Origin of the sequence: Parafrankia discariae, assembly GCF_000373365.1 — a bacterium.
Taxonomy (GTDB): Bacteria; Actinomycetota; Actinomycetes; order Frankiales; family Frankiaceae; genus Parafrankia; species Parafrankia discariae.
On the sequence record NZ_KB891252.1, the window covers coordinates 25432 to 42039 of the forward strand.

13 protein-coding genes are annotated in these 16608 nt (G+C 73.5%); 5 read left to right on the forward strand and 8 right to left on the reverse strand.

The genetic code is table 11. From position 1 onward, the window contains the following. Positions 1–80: 80 nt before the first annotated feature. A complete protein-coding gene (locus tag B056_RS43170; RefSeq protein WP_026240209.1) occupies positions 81–497 on the forward strand; it encodes a hypothetical protein in 417 nt (138 codons plus the stop codon). Here B056_RS43170 and B056_RS0127500 read toward each other — a convergent pair. The 6 genes from B056_RS0127500 to B056_RS0127525 all read right to left on the reverse strand — a co-directional run bounded on the left by B056_RS0127500 (position 398) and on the right by B056_RS0127525 (position 8030). Next, positions 398–1816 carry a cell division protein PerM gene (locus B056_RS0127500; protein ID WP_026240210.1) on the reverse strand — a complete coding sequence of 473 codons (1419 nt, stop codon included), beginning with the start codon at positions 1814–1816 and terminating at the stop codon, positions 398–400. The genes B056_RS43170 and B056_RS0127500 overlap by 100 nt on opposite strands. Before the next feature lie 164 nt (positions 1817–1980). Further along, a complete protein-coding gene (locus B056_RS0127505) occupies positions 1981–2526 on the reverse strand; it encodes a hypothetical protein (RefSeq protein ID WP_018505060.1) in 546 nt (181 codons plus the stop codon). 74 nt (positions 2527–2600) lie between these two features. Continuing rightward, positions 2601–3488, reverse strand: a complete 888-nt coding sequence (locus B056_RS0127510) for a hypothetical protein (RefSeq protein ID WP_018505061.1) — start codon at positions 3486–3488, stop codon at positions 2601–2603. Between the two features lie 210 nt (positions 3489–3698). After that, positions 3699–4571: a succinate--CoA ligase subunit alpha gene (sucD, locus tag B056_RS0127515; protein ID WP_018505062.1), complete on the reverse strand. Its 873-nt coding sequence runs from the start codon at positions 4569–4571 to the stop codon at positions 3699–3701. 22 nt (positions 4572–4593) lie between these two features. Beyond that, a complete protein-coding gene (gene sucC / locus B056_RS0127520) occupies positions 4594–5760 on the reverse strand; it encodes an ADP-forming succinate--CoA ligase subunit beta (protein ID WP_018505063.1) in 1167 nt (388 codons plus the stop codon). Between the two features lie 467 nt (positions 5761–6227). Next, positions 6228–8030, reverse strand: coding sequence for a protein kinase domain-containing protein (locus B056_RS0127525; protein WP_018505064.1), 1803 nt, complete (start codon positions 8028–8030; stop codon positions 6228–6230). A gap of 307 nt (positions 8031–8337) precedes the next feature. On the opposite strand from B056_RS0127525, the gene B056_RS0127530 reads away from it, so the two are divergent. From B056_RS0127530 to B056_RS38260, 3 genes are all read left to right on the forward strand, one after another. After that, positions 8338–9888: a carboxyl transferase domain-containing protein gene (locus B056_RS0127530; protein WP_018505065.1), complete on the forward strand. Its 1551-nt coding sequence runs from the start codon at positions 8338–8340 to the stop codon at positions 9886–9888. After that, positions 9875–10816 carry a lipase family alpha/beta hydrolase gene (locus B056_RS0127535; RefSeq protein ID WP_026240211.1) on the forward strand — a complete coding sequence of 314 codons (942 nt, stop codon included), beginning with the start codon at positions 9875–9877 and terminating at the stop codon, positions 10814–10816. The genes B056_RS0127530 and B056_RS0127535 overlap by 14 nt, the downstream gene beginning before the upstream one ends. A 275-nt stretch (positions 10817–11091) precedes the next feature. Next, complete coding sequence (locus B056_RS38260; protein ID WP_230203224.1) at positions 11092–11814, forward strand: M23 family metallopeptidase; 723 nt, start codon at positions 11092–11094, stop codon at positions 11812–11814. A gap of 69 nt (positions 11815–11883) precedes the next feature. Here B056_RS38260 and B056_RS38265 read toward each other — a convergent pair whose 3' ends face one another. After that, positions 11884–12600 (reverse strand): TetR/AcrR family transcriptional regulator, encoded by a 717-nt coding sequence (locus B056_RS38265; RefSeq protein WP_018505068.1) that lies wholly within the window; start codon positions 12598–12600, stop codon positions 11884–11886. Positions 12601–12766: 166 nt separating this feature from the next. Between B056_RS38265 and B056_RS0127550 the strand changes: the two genes are divergently transcribed. Further along, on the forward strand, positions 12767–13930 hold the full coding sequence (locus tag B056_RS0127550; protein ID WP_035753023.1) for an FAD-dependent oxidoreductase: 1164 nt from the start codon (positions 12767–12769) through the stop codon (positions 13928–13930). Here the strand turns inward: B056_RS0127550 and pcrA are convergent. Further along, entirely contained in the window at positions 13927–16524 is a 2598-nt protein-coding gene (pcrA, locus tag B056_RS0127555) for a DNA helicase PcrA (RefSeq protein WP_018505070.1), read from the reverse strand. The genes B056_RS0127550 and pcrA overlap by 4 nt on opposite strands. Positions 16525–16608: the final 84 nt, after the last annotated feature.

Genomic DNA, 16608 nt, shown 5'->3' on the forward strand with positions numbered 1-16608 from the left:
ATGTCGTCCGAGAACATCCACGGCCGGCCGCGGAACCGAGTTCGGAGCCGGCCGGCAGCCGGCCGGGAGGCGCAGCGATCGTGTCCGACCACTCCGCCCAGGACTCCGACCAGGACTCCCGCCGGGAGCCGGTGCCCGGGCGCCGCACCGGGCGGATATCGCTGGCCCTCGGTGTGGTCGCGCTGGTCACCAGCATCGCGGTCGTCGGCGGCGCCGTCGGGATCGCCGCGATCGTGATTGGGATGCGGGCCCGGACCCACGCCCGCCGCGGCGGGACCGGCGGCGGCCCGGGCACGGCGGGGCTGGCGCTCGGCGCCCTCTCACTGCTGGTCGCGGTCACCGTCGCCGGTGGGACGTGGGCCTTTTACGAACGGCACGGCGACGACCTGCACCGTTATCAGGAGTGCCGGCGCGAGGCGCGGTCGGCCCAGGCGCTCGACGAGTGCAGCCGCCGCTTCAGCGAGGCGTTGCGCACCGAGCCGGCCACGAAGGGCTGACCGGCCCGCCGCGCCACCAGCTCGACCAGGCAGGACACCACGACGGCCACCGCGGCCAGCTCCCCCGCGGCGGCCAGCCCCACCGACCATCCCGTCGGCCCGAAACGGCCGGAGGCCTCGCCCAGCCGACCGGCCGACAGATGCGCGGCGAGCATCATCAGCACGCCGCCGAGACCCGCCGCGGCCAGCACCGCCGCCAGCCGACGCCGGTGACTGACCTGCCCGGCGCAGCGGCGCACCGACACCGCGAGCATGATCCCGGCGACGACGGGCACCAGAGCCAGCACGAGCCAGCCGGGCCGGGGCAGCGGGCCGGGCGGCAGGGCGGCGAAGACCGGCAGGTCAGGCAGCATCGCCGGGTGCACCGCGTCCGGCCGGACGAACCCGCCGCCGGTACCGAAACCCGGGCCCAGCGTGTACGCCAGCGCCCAGACGACCAGGTTGGGAAGTACCGCGAGCTGGACGGCGGCCAGCCCGACGCCACCGACCACGCCGGTGCCCAGGCCACGGTCGGCCGCGGCGATCTCGGGCAGAGTCGCGGCCAGGACCACGGCGACCCCGAAGGCGGAGGCGCCCAGCAGCGCGGTGAACGAGGTGAACGCGGCCGCGACGGGCACCCGGACCATGCCGGGCAGGGCGCGCCAGGCCGACCGCAGCGCGCCGTAGCCGGAGAGGGCTCCGATCGACGCTCCGGTCACGCTGAAGGACAGCGCGCCCACCACGACGGTGAGGAGATCCGGGCGGGCGGCCGGCGCCGACACGGCGAGGGCGACCAGCAGGACGAAGACCGTCTGGGTGCCGGCGACCAGCGCGACGTCGCGGCCCAGTGCTCCCCAGGGCGGCGGTGTCCCGGCCCGCGCCGAGCGGCCCGGGCGCAGACTCGACGGACGCAGGGCGGGCGGGCGCCGGCCCCGCGCCGGCGGCAGCCGTTCGAGGTTGCCGGCGGCCCGGCGGTGCGCGGCGGTCGTCGCCGCGAGGAGGGGAAGCAGCGCCAGCCCGACCGGGAGGAAGTCGACGGTCCCGCCGGGCAGGTGGATGGTGGCGCCGTGCGCGAGCAGCCAGAGGTCCGCGCCGACCCGGGCCGCGGTGTCCGGGCCGGCGGACGAGTTGGTGTCCGTTCCCCACACGACAAGCACGACGAGTTCGATGACGACCAGCCCGATGGCGCTGGTCGTGACGGCGCTGACGACTGGACGGCCGAGGCGCCGCCAGGCTCGTGGCGGCCCGCCGGCGGCCTGCTCGGAGTCGGCGGCGCCGGCAGGGTCCACGGCGGGCTCGCGCCCGCGGACGGCCCCGGTCAACGCGCCGGAGTTTCGCACGGGAGCACCCACGCCCGGCAGGCTCGCACGGACGGAGGACCACTTCCGGGACAACACGCCGAGATATCCGAGAACGACCCAGGTCGGTAACAGGACACACCGGTCACGCCGTTCCGACCGGCTACGCCGGTACGCTCCCGGCCGCCGCGACCCCCACCTGGGGGCTAACCCGCCGCCCGCCCCGCCATCGGCGCGCGGCGCAACGCCCACACACAGGCGACGAGCTCGACCGTCGTGCCGGCGAGCCCGACGAACAGACCGTCCCGGGCCACGCCGGGAATCGCCGGACCGCCGCCGGCCGGCAGAACGGGGTCGGCCATGGCCGGCGCCGTCAGCCAGCCGATCAGGGTCGCCACCACGGCCGTGCCCGCGACGGCGACGGCGAGCGCGGCGGTCAGCCGGGCCGGCTCCCAGCCGCGTGCGCCGTGGTGGCGGCGCCGCGCCCAGCCGAGGAACCGGTCCTGGCCGCGTGACAACACCGGGACACGCCGGGTGATCAGAGGAAGGAGGGCGCCGCCGGTCAGCGCCAGGCCGAGAACCAGGGCGAGGCGCCCGGCCGGACCGGCGTCCCAGCCGGCCGACGACGTCCCGTAGGCGCCGTCCGCCGGGGCGAACCAGGGCCGGAATCCGGAGCAGAGAACCAGCGCGCCACCAGCCAGCAGCCCGTAGGTGACCGGGCGGCCGGCGAACCGGCCGGCGGGTGGCGCCACTGGGTCTCCCCCTCCGTCACCGGCTCCCACTCCGTCACCGGCTCCCACGTCGGCGGACGTCGTCCGGCGAGGATCTAGCGATCCGACGGCGGCTGACCGTACCCGGGCTGCTGGCCGTACCCGCCCTGCGGCTGCTGGCCGTACCCGCCCTGGGGCTGCTGGCCGTAACCACCCGTGGGCGGCTGCTGGCCGTACCCACCGGCCGGCGGCTGGTCGTAGCCGGGAGGCGGCTGCTGGCCATAGCCACCCTGGGGCTGCTGGCCGTAACCACCCGTGGGCGGCTGCTGGCCGTACCCCCCCTGGGGCTGCTGGCCGTAACCACCCGTGGGCGGCTGCTGGCCGTACCCACCGGCCGGCGGCTGCTGCTGGCCGTACCCGGTGGGCGGCTGGCCGTAGCCGGGAGGCGGCTGCTGGCCGTAGGGCTGGCCGTACCCGGCGGGCGGCTGGCCGTACGGCGGCTGCCCCTGACCCGGCCAGCCACCGGCCTGCGGCGGCTGGCCCGCGGCACCGGAACCGGAACGGAGATTCAGGACCCCGAACACGGTCTGCGCGATGGCCGCGATCAGACCGATGAACAAACCGTACGAAGCGCCACCCTCGAAACTGCTGGGAATATTCGGGTAGGCGACCCAACGGATCAGGATCAGCAGGATCGAGAGGCCGGACGCGCCGACCAAGATCAGCGGAAGCGGAACCGGGAGCGTCGGTAGACGCAGATTGGCGACGAACGTCAGCGCCGCGGTCAGCCCCGCGACCGCGAGGATCAGGAGGATGGCGAGCCATCCCCAGAACCAGCCACCGACGTCGGTGTTCCACACGCTCACGCTGTTGGAATAGGACGAGCCGAAGAACTCGCCCTTGACCGAGTACCACGACAGGAAACTGAAGATGAACGCTACGGCGCCGGCCGCTATCACTCCGACGTCGTTGGTCGCGACGTTACGACCACCGATCTGTACCACGACGGCAAACCCCACTTCGTCTGGTCGGTCGGTCGGGTGGGCCGACCATCGTCCCACAGCCCACCCTGACCACATCAGGAGTCTTACAGCAACGCCGCAAGACGGAAAGCGTTCGCGTCCGCGTCCCCGCCCCAACGACCCAAAGAACCCCTGGACCGCCCGACGCGGGGGCCTTCCCCCAGCTCAGAGGAAGACCCCCCGCGAACAGAGCTACAACGACCGCATGATGTCAGCCATCAGCCGCGCGGTTTCGGTTGGGGTCTTGCCGACACGCACGCCGGCCTTCTCGAGGGCCTCCTTCTTCGCCTGCGCGGTGCCCGAGGAGCCCGAGACGATCGCGCCGGCGTGGCCCATGGTCTTGCCCTCCGGCGCGGTGAACCCGGCGACGTAACCCACGACGGGCTTCGTCACGTGCGCGTCGATGTGGGCCGCGGCGCGCTCTTCCGCGTCACCGCCGATCTCACCGATCATGACGATGGCGTCGGTGCCCGGGTCGGCCTGGAACGCGTCGAGGGCGTCGATGTGCGTGGTCCCGATGACCGGGTCACCGCCGATGCCGACACAGGTCGAGAAACCGAACTCACGCAGCTCGTACATCATCTGGTAGGTCAGCGTGCCGCTCTTGCTGACCAGGCCGATCCGCCCACCCGGCGTGATGTCGGCGGGGATGATGCCGGCGTTGGAGACGCCCGGGCTGGCGATTCCGGGGCAGTTCGGCCCGATGATCCGGGTCGTGCCCTTGGACTGCGAGTAGGCGAAGAACTCGGTCGTGTCGTGCACCGGCACGCCCTCGGTGATGACGACGGCGAGCGGGATCGCGGCGTCGATCGCCTCGAGCGCGGCGTCCTTGGTGAACCTCGGCGGAACGAAGATCACTGAGACGTTCGCGCCGGTCTCGGCCATGGCGTCGGCCACCGAACCGAAGACCGGGACCCCCTCGACCTGCTGGCCGACCTTGCGCGCGTTCACGCCGGCGACGACCTTGGTGCCCGCCGCCAGCATCCGCCGGGTGTGCTTGCTGCCCTCGCCACCGGTGATGCCCTGCACCACCACGCGGCTGTTCTCGTCAAGCCAGATTGCCATCGGTTGTGTCCTCCGACCCAGGTCAGGCCGCGGCCGCGGCGAGCTCGGCGGCGAGCTTCGCCGCGCCGTCCATCGTGTCCACCGGCTTGACCACCGAGAGGTTGGCCTCCTTCAGGATCCGGCGGCCCTCCTCGGCGTTGTTGCCGTCGAGACGCACCACCAGCGGGGTGGTGACGTCCCCGACGATGGCGAGCGCCTGCACGATGCCGTTCGCGACGGCGTCGCAGGCCGTGATCCCGCCGAAGATGTTGACGAAGACGCTCTTCACGGCCGGGTCGCTCAGGATGATCGACAGACCGTTCGCCATCACCTCGGCCGAGGCCCCGCCGCCGATGTCGAGGAAGTTCGCCGGCCGCTGGCCACCGAACTCCTCACCGGCGTAGGTCACGACGTCCAGCGTCGACATGACGAGGCCGGCACCGTTGCCGATGATCCCGACCTGGCCCTCGAGCTTGACGTAGTTGAGGCCCTTCTCCTTGGCCTTCTGCTCCAGCGGGTCGACCGCGGCGACGTCGACGAGCTCGGCGTTCTCCGGGTGCCGGAAGTCCGCGTTCTCGTCCAGGCTCACCTTGCCGTCGAGCGCGATGACCTTGCCGTCGCCGGTCAGGATGAGCGGGTTCACCTCGACCAGCGTGGCGTCGGCCTTGACGAACACCTCCCACAGCTTCGCCAGCAGCGCGGACGCGCCCTCGAGGGCGGCCTCCGGCAGCTTGGCCGCGACGGCGATCTCGCGGGCCTTCGCCGCGTCCACGCCGGTCAGCGGGTCGATGTGGATGCGCGCGAGCGCCTCGGGGTTGGTGGCCGCCACCTCCTCGATCTCCATGCCGCCCTCACGGGAGGCCATGGCGAGGAACGTACGGTTCGCCCGGTCGAGCAGGAAGGAGGCGTAGTACTCCTCCGCGATGTTGCTGGCCTGCTCGACGAGGACGGAGTGGACCGTGTGGCCCTTGATGTCCATCCCCAGGATCGCCGACGCCTTCTCGAACGCGTCGTCGGGCCCGTCGGCGACCTTCACGCCACCAGCCTTGCCGCGGCCTCCGGCCTTGACCTGAGCCTTGACGACCACCTTGCCGCCGAGCTCGGTCGCGATCTCACGTGCCTGTTGGGGGGTTGTGGCAATCTTCCCGGTGGGTACCGGTACGCCATGTTCGGCGAAAAGCTTCTTCGCCTGGTATTCGAAGAGATCCACGGTCCGTCCAGTCGGATGCGGTCGGTCAGGGGATGCACAGAACGCCTGCGAGCCTACTGACGAGGTCGTTGGGACGCTCGGCGCCGGCCGGTGACCCAGAGTTGATCCCCGTCACCTCCGCCGTGGGCACCGACCGGCCCCGCACCCCCGCCCCGCACCCGTCCGCCGGGTCGGCCGGGGCGCTTTCGTGCCAGCGCCTCTTCGCGCGGAACCCTTGCCAGGAGTGCGGGTTTCGCCTCTTTTCGTGCCGCGGACGGCCCGGGAGGCCGGCAACCGCAGGGACGCGTCGGGGCGACACTCCCCGTGGCGGACCGTTACCGGCCCCGCGCGCGGGCGCACCGGCCTCGATTTCCCACCGCGACGAGGCGCCCAGATATGTCCGATCTCACACAGCCACGGGGAACACTGATCAGCTCACGGAGGAGGTACCGGCCACGCGGGCCGTTCCGTTTCCGCGGAGAAGCTCCTCAGAAAATGAGCCACACCAGGGCCCCGATCACCGCGGTCGTGGCAATGCCGAGCCAACCCAGGCCGATGCCCACCGTCGCGGCGAGCGAGCCCCGCTGGCCCCGGCGCCGGATCTGCAGCCGCCCCGCATAGCCCAGCCCCACCGCCGCGACACTGCCGAGGCCGAAGATCCACAGGATGCCCAGGGCCAGCGACAGCAGCGCGCAGGTGTTCCACCGCTCGAAGGGCCCGGAACCCTGGCCGGCGCGGCGGGGGGTCGGCGAACGTCCGCCGGCGGCCGACGGCCGGCCCAGCCCGGCTCCGACCTGCCCGGTCGGCCCGATGGGTGGCGGGTACCCGGCGGGCGCCTCCGGCACGGCCGCGGGCGCCGCGGGCACGGCGGGGCCGCCCGGCCGCGCCTGGGCGTAGCCGCTCGGTACCGGGAATGGCGCCGGCCCCGCCGAGGTACGTCCCGGCTGGTAAGGCGGCGGCGCCGGATCCGCTCCGGACGCCGGCCGGCCGGGCGCCGCCGCACCCCGGGCCGGCCATGCCCGCGGGTCGGGCGGACCCGCCGGCGGCACCGGGTCGGCCGGGCGGTAGGTGGATTCGCCGTCAGCCCGCTCGCCCGGCTGGCCGGGGCCGCCCGGCCCACGCCGCGCCAGACCGGGACCGGAGGTCGCGCGGAACGCCGAGGCCGGCGGAGGCGGACCCACCGGACCCGACGCGGTGGGCGGCGAGGGCGACGACCGCCCCGGCCCCGGGGAGACCCCCGGCAGCCAGGCGGGCCCCGGCGAGTTGGCCCAGCCGGATGGGCTGGAGCGCGCCGACCCGCCCGAACCCGACCCACCCGCCGGAACCGACGGCCCGGTGGGCGGCGGCGCTGCGGGCGGGAAGCCGGCGGGCCGGGCGGCCGGGCGCGCGGCCACGGCCGGCGGCGTCCCGAAAGCCGGCGACGGCCCCGTCCAGGTCTGTTCCAGAACGGATCCCGCGGCCGCGTCGGCGTCGGTGACGCTGTGAACCTCATGCCCGACGAGCGCGGCCAGCAGGCTGGACGCCCCCGGCCGCTCGCGCGGCGCCTTGGCCAGGGCCTGGCCGACCAGGCCGCGCAGCTGGGGCGGAACCGCGTCGAGATCGGGTTCGTCGCGCTGGACGCGCTGCGCCAGCAGGTCAGGAGCATCGGCGTGGAACGGGTGCCGGCCGGTCGCGGCGTAGGTGACGCAGCTCGCCCAGGCGAAGACGTCCGCCGCGGTACCGGCCGACTCACCGCGCATCTGCTCCGGCGCCATCCACGCCAGGGTGCCGATGACATGACCGGTCCTGGTCAAAGTGGCGCTGTCGGTGAGCTGCGCGATGCCGAAGTCGATGACCTTGGGGCCGTCCCAGGCGAGCAGGATGTTCGACGGCTTCAGGTCACGGTGCACGACCCCCGCCGCGTGGATGGCGACCAGCGCGTCGGCGAGGCCGACGGCCAGCCCGCGCACCAGGTGTGCCTCCAGCCGCCCCCGGCGCCGGACGGCGTCGGCCAGGCTGACGCCCTCGACGTACTCGGTCACCATCCACGGCTGGGAGGCGCTCGTGTCCGCGTCCAGCACGCTGGCCACGGCACCGCCCCGGACCCGCAGCGCGGCCCGGACCTCACGCTCGAAGCGGGACCGGAACTCGTCGTCCTCGGACAGCTCGGCGGCGGCCACCTTCACCGCGACCGGTTCGGAGCCGGGGGCGAAGCCGAGGTAGACGGTGCCCATCCCGCCGGCACCGATCCGGTTGTGGAGCCGGTACCGGCCGACCTGCCTCGGGTCGTCGTCCGTCAGCGGTGTGAGCATGACTCCCCTCGGCCGGCCGGGCGCCGTGTGACCGCTCCACCAACAGAGCACACAAGACTATTCCGCACCTTATGACGCACGGCCGACGGGTCGACGACAGCGGGCGACAGCGGGACCGCACCCCGCCGACCTGGACCGCGCGCCACCGGTGTCCGGCACCGGTGTCCGGCACCGGACGACCCCGTGTCCCGGCGGGGACGGGCAGACCGGTCGGCCGTCGCGCGCCGACGGCCGACGGGGGCGGCCGAACGAGCGATCCCACACGTCACAGCACCGCCGGCGCCGATCGAGGCGAGGATCTGTAGCCATGGCTGAGCGCGATTCCACCGCGACGGACCGGGACTGGCGGGCCGCCGTCCTGGCTGATGTCGTCCGCCGGCCCGCCGGCGCCGGCACGCCCAACCGCCTCGGCTGGCCGGGTTACGACGGGCGTCCCGCGCTGTGGTGGGGCACCGGTCCGGTCGCGGGCGTGGACGCCGTCGTCGCGGTCTGGGACTTCTCGGTCAACGGGGGCAGCTTCGGGGAGGCCGACGCGGGCGCGTTCACGGATGCGGCGGCGGCGGCCGTCGCCGGGCGGCGGCCGCTGGTGTCGCTCGTGCGCAGCGGTGGGACGCGGCTGCAGGAGGGCGTGGCCGGGCTGGTGGGGCTGGCCCGGGTGTCCCTCGCGCTCGCCGAGCTCGCCGCGGCGGGCCTGCCTCACATCGCCGTCTCGGACCAGCCGACGACCGGCGGCATGTGGGTCACGGTGGGCTCCCGGGCCGATCTGCGGTGCGCCGTGCTGGGCGCGACGGTGGGGTTCGCCGGGCCCCGGGTGGTGGCCGCGGTCACCGGCGAGACTCCCCCGGCCGGCGCCAGCCACACCGCGGCGGCCGCCCAGGCCGCCGGGCTGGTGGACGCGGCCGTCGCACCGGCGGCCGTGGCCTCGTGGCTGCGGCGCGCGTTGGACGCGGTGGCTCTGCCCGCCCATGTCCTGGCCGCCGCGCGCACACCGGACCGGCCCGCGGCGACCGGCGGCGGCGACCAGACCGGCGACGACAGCCGGACCAGCGGCGCCGGCGACCAGACCGGCGACGACAGCGGTGGGAGCGGGACCGGGGCCGGGACAGCGCCGGTTCGCGGCGGTTGGGAGCAGGTCCTCGCCGCCCGCACCGGTCAGCGCAGACCCGCGGGCGACATCCTGGACGATCTGCTCCCCGACGGGGTGGACCTGTCCGGTCCGGACCGGACAGTGCGCGCCCGGGTCGGCCGGCTGGCCGGGACGCCCGGTACCGGCGGGCCCGGGCCACACGCGGTGGGGTTCGCGTTGGCGGCCCGCCGTGGCGGCGCCCCGGGGCCGGCCGGGTACCGACTGCTCGCGCGGGCCGCGGGCCTCGCCAGCCGGCTGGGCCTGCCACTCGTGACGCTGGTCGACACTCCGGGGGCGGAGTGCGGGCCGGCGGCCGAGGCGGGTGGCATCGCGGCCGAGATCGGCGCGGCGATGGCGGAGGTGCTCGGCTGCGCGTCACCGACACTCTCCGTGATCGTCGGCGAGGGCGGCTCCGGCGGAGCCCTGGCGGCGTGCTGTACCGACGTGGTCCTGATGTCGCCGGACGGCTACGTCACCGCCCTGTCCCCAGAGGGCACGGCCACCACCTTGCGGATCGGGCTCGACCAGGCCGCGGACACCGCGGGGCTGCGCCCGTCGGACCTGGTCAGCCTGGGTTTCGCCGATGGCGTCCTCCCGGCGGACGACACCGATCTGCCTGGTCTGGCACACCGGGTGACCGCGGCGCTGACCGAGTTGACGATGCGCGACAACGCTGTCCGTCTTCGCCAACGAAAGGCAAAATGGTCGACAGGATTGGATGGCTTTCTGTAACGTCGTTGACCCAACCTGCCACGGGGGACAGGTCGCCGCGAAGGGGACGGTCATCGATACTCGGCTGCTCACCCGGATCGGCGGCGCCCCGCTGGACGGTGTGAAGGGCCTCGTGGTCGAGGCGGCCTGCCTGGCCACCCACGCCGCGCTCTACCCGGCGGCGGCACTGCCCCGCCGGCGCCGCGACGACGACGGACTCGCCGACCGTTACCGCCTCGCCGGCCTGACACCGCTGCAGCGCGGCCTGCTCATCGGCGACCCGCTGGCGGCCGGGACGCCGATCCTGCTGGTGCACGGCCTCGTCGACAACAGGTCCGTGTTCACCCGACTGGAGCGCTCCCTGCGCCGCCGCGGCTTCACGACGGTGACCTCGGTGGACATCCCGCTGTTCGCGACGAGCGTCCAGGCTGCCGCGGCGCAGCTCGCCGGGACCGTCGAGCAGGTCGCCGGCCGTCACGGCGACACCGGCGTGCACATCGTCGCCCATTCGCTCGGCGGTCTGGTGGCCCGTTACTACGTGCAGCGGCTCGGCGGCGGCGACCACGTGCGGACCCTGGTCACGCTGGCGACACCGCACAACGGCACCCGGCTGGCCTGCCTGGTGCCGAAGGCCGTCTCCTACCGGCTCGTCAGCCAGCTCCGCCCCGGGTCGCCGCTGCTGCGGGAGCTTGTCGAGCCGGCCCCCGGTATCCGGACCCGCTTCCTGGCCGTCGCCGGCGGCCTCGACACGGTGGTCCGCCCGGGCGAGGCGACGCTCACCCATCCTGACCTGGTGGCCGAGAACGTGGTCGTCGACGGGGCCGGTCACCACGGGCTGCCGTTCAGCAGCGCGGTGGCGCACATGATCGCCCGCAGGCTGGCCGGGGACCCCGCCGACGGTCACGAACCGGCCCAGAGCACCACTAAAGTGCCCCACCTTTGTAGCTAGCTAGGCGTATCTGTCGGAATCGCACGGTGTAGCCTCCTCATCGGTTTAGAGGTCCCCCTCCCCGCCCGGTTCGTCCGGCGGATGCCTTGCGACCATGGGAGTGCGTGTTGATGCGACCGCAGTTCCCGAGAACCGAACACGGAGCACGCCGCCGCCGGAATGCAGGATCCTCCGACGAGCAGGAATCATCCGCGTTCGGTAGATCGGGTTTCGCCGCCGTCCAGCTACGGCGCACGGGTGTCGCCACCGCGGTGGCGTCCACCATCGGGCTTGTCATGATCAACAGTACCGGGGTGGCGCACTCGGAGACCACCACGTCGCCGGAGATCCGCCCGACCGGCACCGTGCTCGGCGCATCCACCGGCCCGGGCGGTTCCGCGGCCGGAACGGTCAACGTCATCTCCGCCGGCGGGACGGACGGTCTCACCGGCGTGGCTCCGGACGACGCGGCCGCCGAGGCGCAACGCCGGCTGAGCACCTACCTGCAGGTCACCGACCAGATCGGGGCCCGCGAGGCCGCGGCGACTCTGACCCAGTACGCCGCCGCGGTCGCCTCCGAGACCGAGCGCCTGGAGGCCGCCCGGTGGGTCCGCCCGATCGAGGCACGGATCACCCAGGGCTTCGGTGGCGCCAACCACCACATCGGCGTGGACTTCGGCGCCGCACACGGGACGCCGATCTACGCGGCGCACCGCGGCACCGTCATCTACGCCGGCTGGGAGTCGGGCTACGGGAACTTCGTGCAGATCATGCACGAGAACAACGTGGTCACCAGCTACGGCCATCTGTCACGCATCGACGTGCGGCTCGGGCAGGAGGTCGCCACCGGCGAGCAGATCGGCAAGGAGGGCAGCACCGGCCACTCCACCGGTCCGCACCTGCACTTCGAGGTCCGCCTCAACGGCCAGTACGGAACGAAGGTCGACCCGTTGGCCTGGCTCGCCGGTCACGGCGTCCACTACGGAGACCAGGCCACGACGCAGACCAGCCACGACTGAGCGCCGGCCACGGCTGAGGCCGGGCGCGACCGAGGCCGGGCGGCTGAGGACCGGCCCGAGACCAGGCGACTACCGGGGCTGGAGCGGTTCGCCGGGCTCTGACGGTTCGCCGGGCCCGGACGGGTCGCCGGACTCCGACGGGTCGCCCCGCACTCCGGCGAGCAGCAGTTCGGTGAGCGTGTCGATGACATCGTCGTCGGAGAAGCCGGCCTCGTTCGAGGGAAGCAGGGCGTAGGCCAGCGTCGACAGCAGCGCGCCCATCGCCGCGGCGACGAGGACCGGCTCACCGGGCAGCCGGTGACCGCGCTCGCGCAGGTACTCCAGGTGCTCGCACAGCACCGCCGTGTCCTGGACGAGCTGCTCCCACAGCGCGTCCGACCGTACCCCCCGGTTGATGGCCGACTCGTACAGCGCGACCACGACCGGCAGGTTGGCCCGCATCACGCGCCAGGCGACGGCCAGGTGTGCGCGCAGCTGCGCGCGGTCGGTGAGGTCGTGCTCGCGGGGATGCCCCGCGTCACCCGCCGCCCCGCCGACCGTCCCCCCGCCGACCACCGCCTCGCCCGCGATCGCCTCGCCGGCCTGGCCGTGCATGTCGGCCAGCAGGGCCTGCAGCAGGTTCTCCTTACTACTGAAGTGCTCGTAGAACGAGCCCGCCGAGCGGCCCGCGGCGGCGGTGATGTCCGTGATCTTGGTGTTGAGGTAGCCCCGTTCCACGAACAGCTGCCGGGCCGCCTCCTTCAGCGCGACCTCGGTCCGCGCCGCCCGCTCCTTGCGAACGCTCATGTTGCCCCCTCCTTGACTCCGCGCGTCGGGACAACAATACTGAACCCTCATTCGCTGAATTAAATTTCAGTGAATTTAAGTTCGGCGAGTTCGGGTTCGGCGAGTTCGGGTTCGGCGAGTTCGGGTTCGGCAGACAGTCGAACCCCCTTGATCCGAGGAGTGCGACATGGCTGACGCGACTGCCACAGCTCCGCTACGTGTGGTGGTGGTCGGCGGCGGTGTGGCGGGGGCGGCCAGCGCGATCGCGCTGGCGCGGGCCGGCGCGACGGTCACCGTCCACGAGGCGTACGCGGAGCCGGCCGGCCCCGTCGGCTCGTTCGTGAGCCTGGCCGCCAACGGGCTGCGCGCACTGGACGCGCTGGGCTGCCTGCCGCCGGTCCAGGCCGCGGGCCGCGCCGTCGAGCGGCAGCGAATGTGGTCCGGCGGTGGCCGCCTGCTCGGCGACGTGCCCCGCGGCCGCCGCTCGAGCGATCCCCTGCACAGCGTCACCCTGATGCGCGCCGACCTCGTCTCCGTGCTGCGCGCCGAGGCGACGCGGCTGGGCGCCCGGATCAGCACCGACGATCCACTCGACATCTCCGCGCTCGAACGGCTCCGCGCCGGCGCCGACCTGATCGTCGGCGCGGACGGGATCTGGTCCGCCACCCGGCGGCTGCTGCATCCCACCGCCGCGGATCCCGGGTACGCCGGGCTCTACTCGGTGTCGGGTGAGTCGCACACCCTCGACGTCGAACCCGACGCGTTCAACATGATCTTCGGGCGGCGAGGTGCCTTCCTCTACGTGCCGGCACCGGACGGCGGTGTCTGGTGGTCGGCTCAGGTCTCGTCACGCACCCCGCCCGACCCGCGCGCGGTGGGGGTCGCCGAGCTGACCGGGATCTTCGCCGCCGAGCGGCGGGCCGCCGCCGTCCTGCGCGCGACCACCCGGGTACACGGTGGCACGCTCCTGCACACCCTGCCGCTCGTACCTCGCCACCACGACGACCGGGTCGTCCTGATCGGCGACGCCGCTCATCCCGTGGGCGCCGGGCAGGGCGGGTCGATGGCGTTGGAGGACGCCGTTGTTCTCGGGCGTGAGCTCGGCCGGCGGACCACGACGAGCGACGCGCTGGCGACCTACGACCGGCTGCGCCGCGACCGGCTCGGGAAGATGACGCGGGCCGCCAGCGCGAACCGCGACGCCAAGACGGCGGGCCCGGTGGCCGCCCGGCTCCGTGATCTGATCATGCCGATCGTCTTCCCACGGATGTACGAACGGGCGACCGGCTGGCTCTACGACTACGACCTCGGCACCCTGCCGCACGCGGCGACCGCGCCGACCGCGGGCTAGAGCTTCTCGACCGGGGCGTAGCGCAGGAGGAGGTCCTTCGTGCCGGTCTCCGCGCCGAAGTCGACCTTGGCCTGGCGGGAGTCCCCGATCCCACTCGTCGCGACGACCACACCGAGACCGAACGTGTCATGGGTGACACGGTCGCCGGGGGTGAGCTCGACGATCGGACGCGCCGCCGGGCGGCCGGGCTTCGCCCCGAACGGGGAGTTCGGCAGCTTCCCGCCGGACCCACCGGAACCGTTGCCCGTACCCGTCGACCCGCCGCCGGAGAACCGCCCACCGCCCGCGGCCGGAGCCGGCTCGGGCAGCCGCCGCCACTCGACGAGCGAATCCGGCACCTCCCCCAGAAAGCGGGACGGCGGGTTGTAGGCCGGCTGCCCCCAGGCGCTGCGCACCTGGGACCTGGTGAGATAGAGCCTGGCCCGGGCCCGGGTGACACCCACGTAGGCGAGCCGACGCTCCTCCTCCAGCCCGGTCGGATCCCCGAGCGTGCGCAGGTGCGGGAAGACGCCGTCCTCGAGACCGGTCAGGAACACGACGGGGAACTCGAGGCCCTTCGCACTGTGCAGGGTCATCAGCGTGACCACGCCGTCCGAGCCGTCGTCGTCGGGGATCTGGTCGGCGTCGGCGACGAGCGCCACCTGCTCCAGGAACTCGGCGAGCGTGCCGTCCGGGCGCCGCTCGGTGAACTCCTGGACGACCCCGACGAGCTCACGCAGGTTCTCCACCCGGCCCTGTGCCTCGATGGTGTCCTCCGTGACCAGCTCCGAGAGGTAGCCCGTCCGCTCCAGCGCCGCCTCGATCACGGCCAGCGGGCCGGCGGGCAACTGCTCGCGCAGGCCGTCGAGAAGGGCCACGAAATCGCGGATCGAGCGGGCCGACCTGGTGGCCAGGCCGGGTATCTCGTCCACCCGGGTGAGCGCGTCGGAGAAGGCGATCCGCTCCCGCTCGGCGAAGGCCGAGACCATCGCCTCCGCGCGGTCGCCGATGCCACGGCGCGGGACGTTCAGGATGCGCCGCAGGTTCACCGTGTCCGTCGGGTTCACCAGCACCCGCAGGTAGGCAAGAAGATCACGGATCTCGCGACGCTCGTAGAACCGGACGCCGCCGACGACCCGGTACGGCAGGCCGACCCGGATGAAGATCTCCTCGAACACGCGGCTCTGCGCGTTCGTCCGGTAGAAGACCGCGACGTCCGCCGGCCGGGCCAGGTTCTCGTCGCCGAGGCGGTCGATCTCCTCCGCGACGAACGCGGCCTCGTCGTGCTCGTTGTCGGCGACGAAGCCGACGATCCGCTCGCCGTCACCGGCGTCCGACCACAGGCGCTTGGGCTTGCGCTGGGCGTTGCGGGCGATGACCGCGTTCGCCGCGGAGAGGATCGTCTGGGTGGAGCGGTAGTTCTGCTCCAGCAGGATGACCGCCGCGTTCGGGAAATCCTGCTCGAACTCGACGATGTTGCGGATGTTCGCGCCACGGAAGGCGTAGATCGACTGGTCCGCGTCACCGACGACGCACAGCTCCGCGGGCGGTACGGCACCCGACGGCGGCACCGCCGCCGCGGGCCACTCCGCCCCGTCGTGCTCCGTGAAATCGTCATGCTCCGCGGAACCACCGTGCTCCGCGGAACCACCGGGGGGCGGGGCGGCGGCGGGATCCGCCGCCGGGTCGGTGCCCGCGGGCACCGGGCGGCCCACGAGCTCACGGATGAGCACGTACTGGGCGTGGTTGGTGTCCTGGTACTCGTCCACCAGGACGTGGCGGAACCGGCGCCGGTAGTGCTCGGCGACGTCCGGGAACGCCTGGAGCAGGTTGACCGTGGTCATGATCAGGTCGTCGAAGTCCAGCGCGTTCGCCTGGGTCAGCCGCTGCTGGTAGGCCGCGTACACCTCGGCGACGGTGCGCTCGATGTGGTTCGTGGCCCTGTCCCGGGCCGTCTCCCAGTCGACCAGCTCGTTCTTCAGCGCGCTGATCGCCGCGGCGAGCCCACGGGCCGTGTGCCGCTTCGGATCGAGGTCGAGATCCCTGGTGACCAGCGTGATGAGGCGCTGGGCGTCCGCCGCGTCGTAGATCGAGAAGGAGGAGGCGAAGCCGAGCCGGCCCGCTTCCGAACGCAGGATGCGCACGCAGGCGGAGTGGAAGGTACTCACCCACATCGCCCGGGTGCGGCCCCCCACGATCGCCTCGACGCGCTCCTTCATCTCACCGGCGGCCTTGTTCGTGAAGGTGATCGCCAGGATCTCGCCGGGCCGCGCGCCGCGCGCCGCGAGCAGGTACGCGATCCGGTGCGTGAGCACGCGGGTCTTGCCGGACCCGGCACCGGCGACGACCAGCAGGGGAGAGCCGGCGTGCACCACGGCGGCGCGCTGCTGCGGGTTGAGCCCCTCGAGCAGTTCGTCCGGGTCGAGCCGGGGTGCCCGGGCGCGGGCGACGCCGCCGGACTCGAGCACCGCCGGGCCGAAGGCCTCGCGGGACGCCCGCCCGCCGCCGGGACGATCACCGTGCGGCTCGTGGCCGCCCACGGTGCCCGAGCCGGCCGGGGCACCGCCGTCGACCAGGGCCCCGGGGCCGAAGGTGTCGTCGAAAAGAGTGCTCATCAGACCCCGATCGTACGTTCGACGGGCGAACCGCCCGGCGCCGCGGCCGCCCCGGCCACCACGTCATGCTGCCGGGCGGGTCCG

What these genes read in the sequence shown, in the direction of transcription:
- pcrA (WP_018505070.1), bottom strand. Translation starts at nt 16,524, where the DNA reads ATGAGCACTCTTTTCGACGACACCTTCGGCCCCGGGGCCCTGGTCGAC.
- B056_RS0127535 (WP_026240211.1), top strand. Translation starts at nt 9,875, where the DNA reads ATGGCTTTCTGTAACGTCGTTGACCCAACCTGCCACGGGGGACAGGTC.
- B056_RS0127525 (WP_018505064.1), bottom strand. Translation starts at nt 8,030, where the DNA reads ATGCTCACACCGCTGACGGACGACGACCCGAGGCAGGTCGGCCGGTAC.
- B056_RS38265 (WP_018505068.1), bottom strand. Translation starts at nt 12,600, where the DNA reads ATGAGCGTTCGCAAGGAGCGGGCGGCGCGGACCGAGGTCGCGCTGAAG.
- B056_RS0127550 (WP_035753023.1), top strand. Translation starts at nt 12,767, where the DNA reads ATGGCTGACGCGACTGCCACAGCTCCGCTACGTGTGGTGGTGGTCGGC.
- sucD (WP_018505062.1), bottom strand. Translation starts at nt 4,571, where the DNA reads ATGGCAATCTGGCTTGACGAGAACAGCCGCGTGGTGGTGCAGGGCATC.
- B056_RS0127530 (WP_018505065.1), top strand. Translation starts at nt 8,338, where the DNA reads ATGGCTGAGCGCGATTCCACCGCGACGGACCGGGACTGGCGGGCCGCC.
- B056_RS38260 (WP_230203224.1), top strand. Translation starts at nt 11,092, where the DNA reads ATGATCAACAGTACCGGGGTGGCGCACTCGGAGACCACCACGTCGCCG.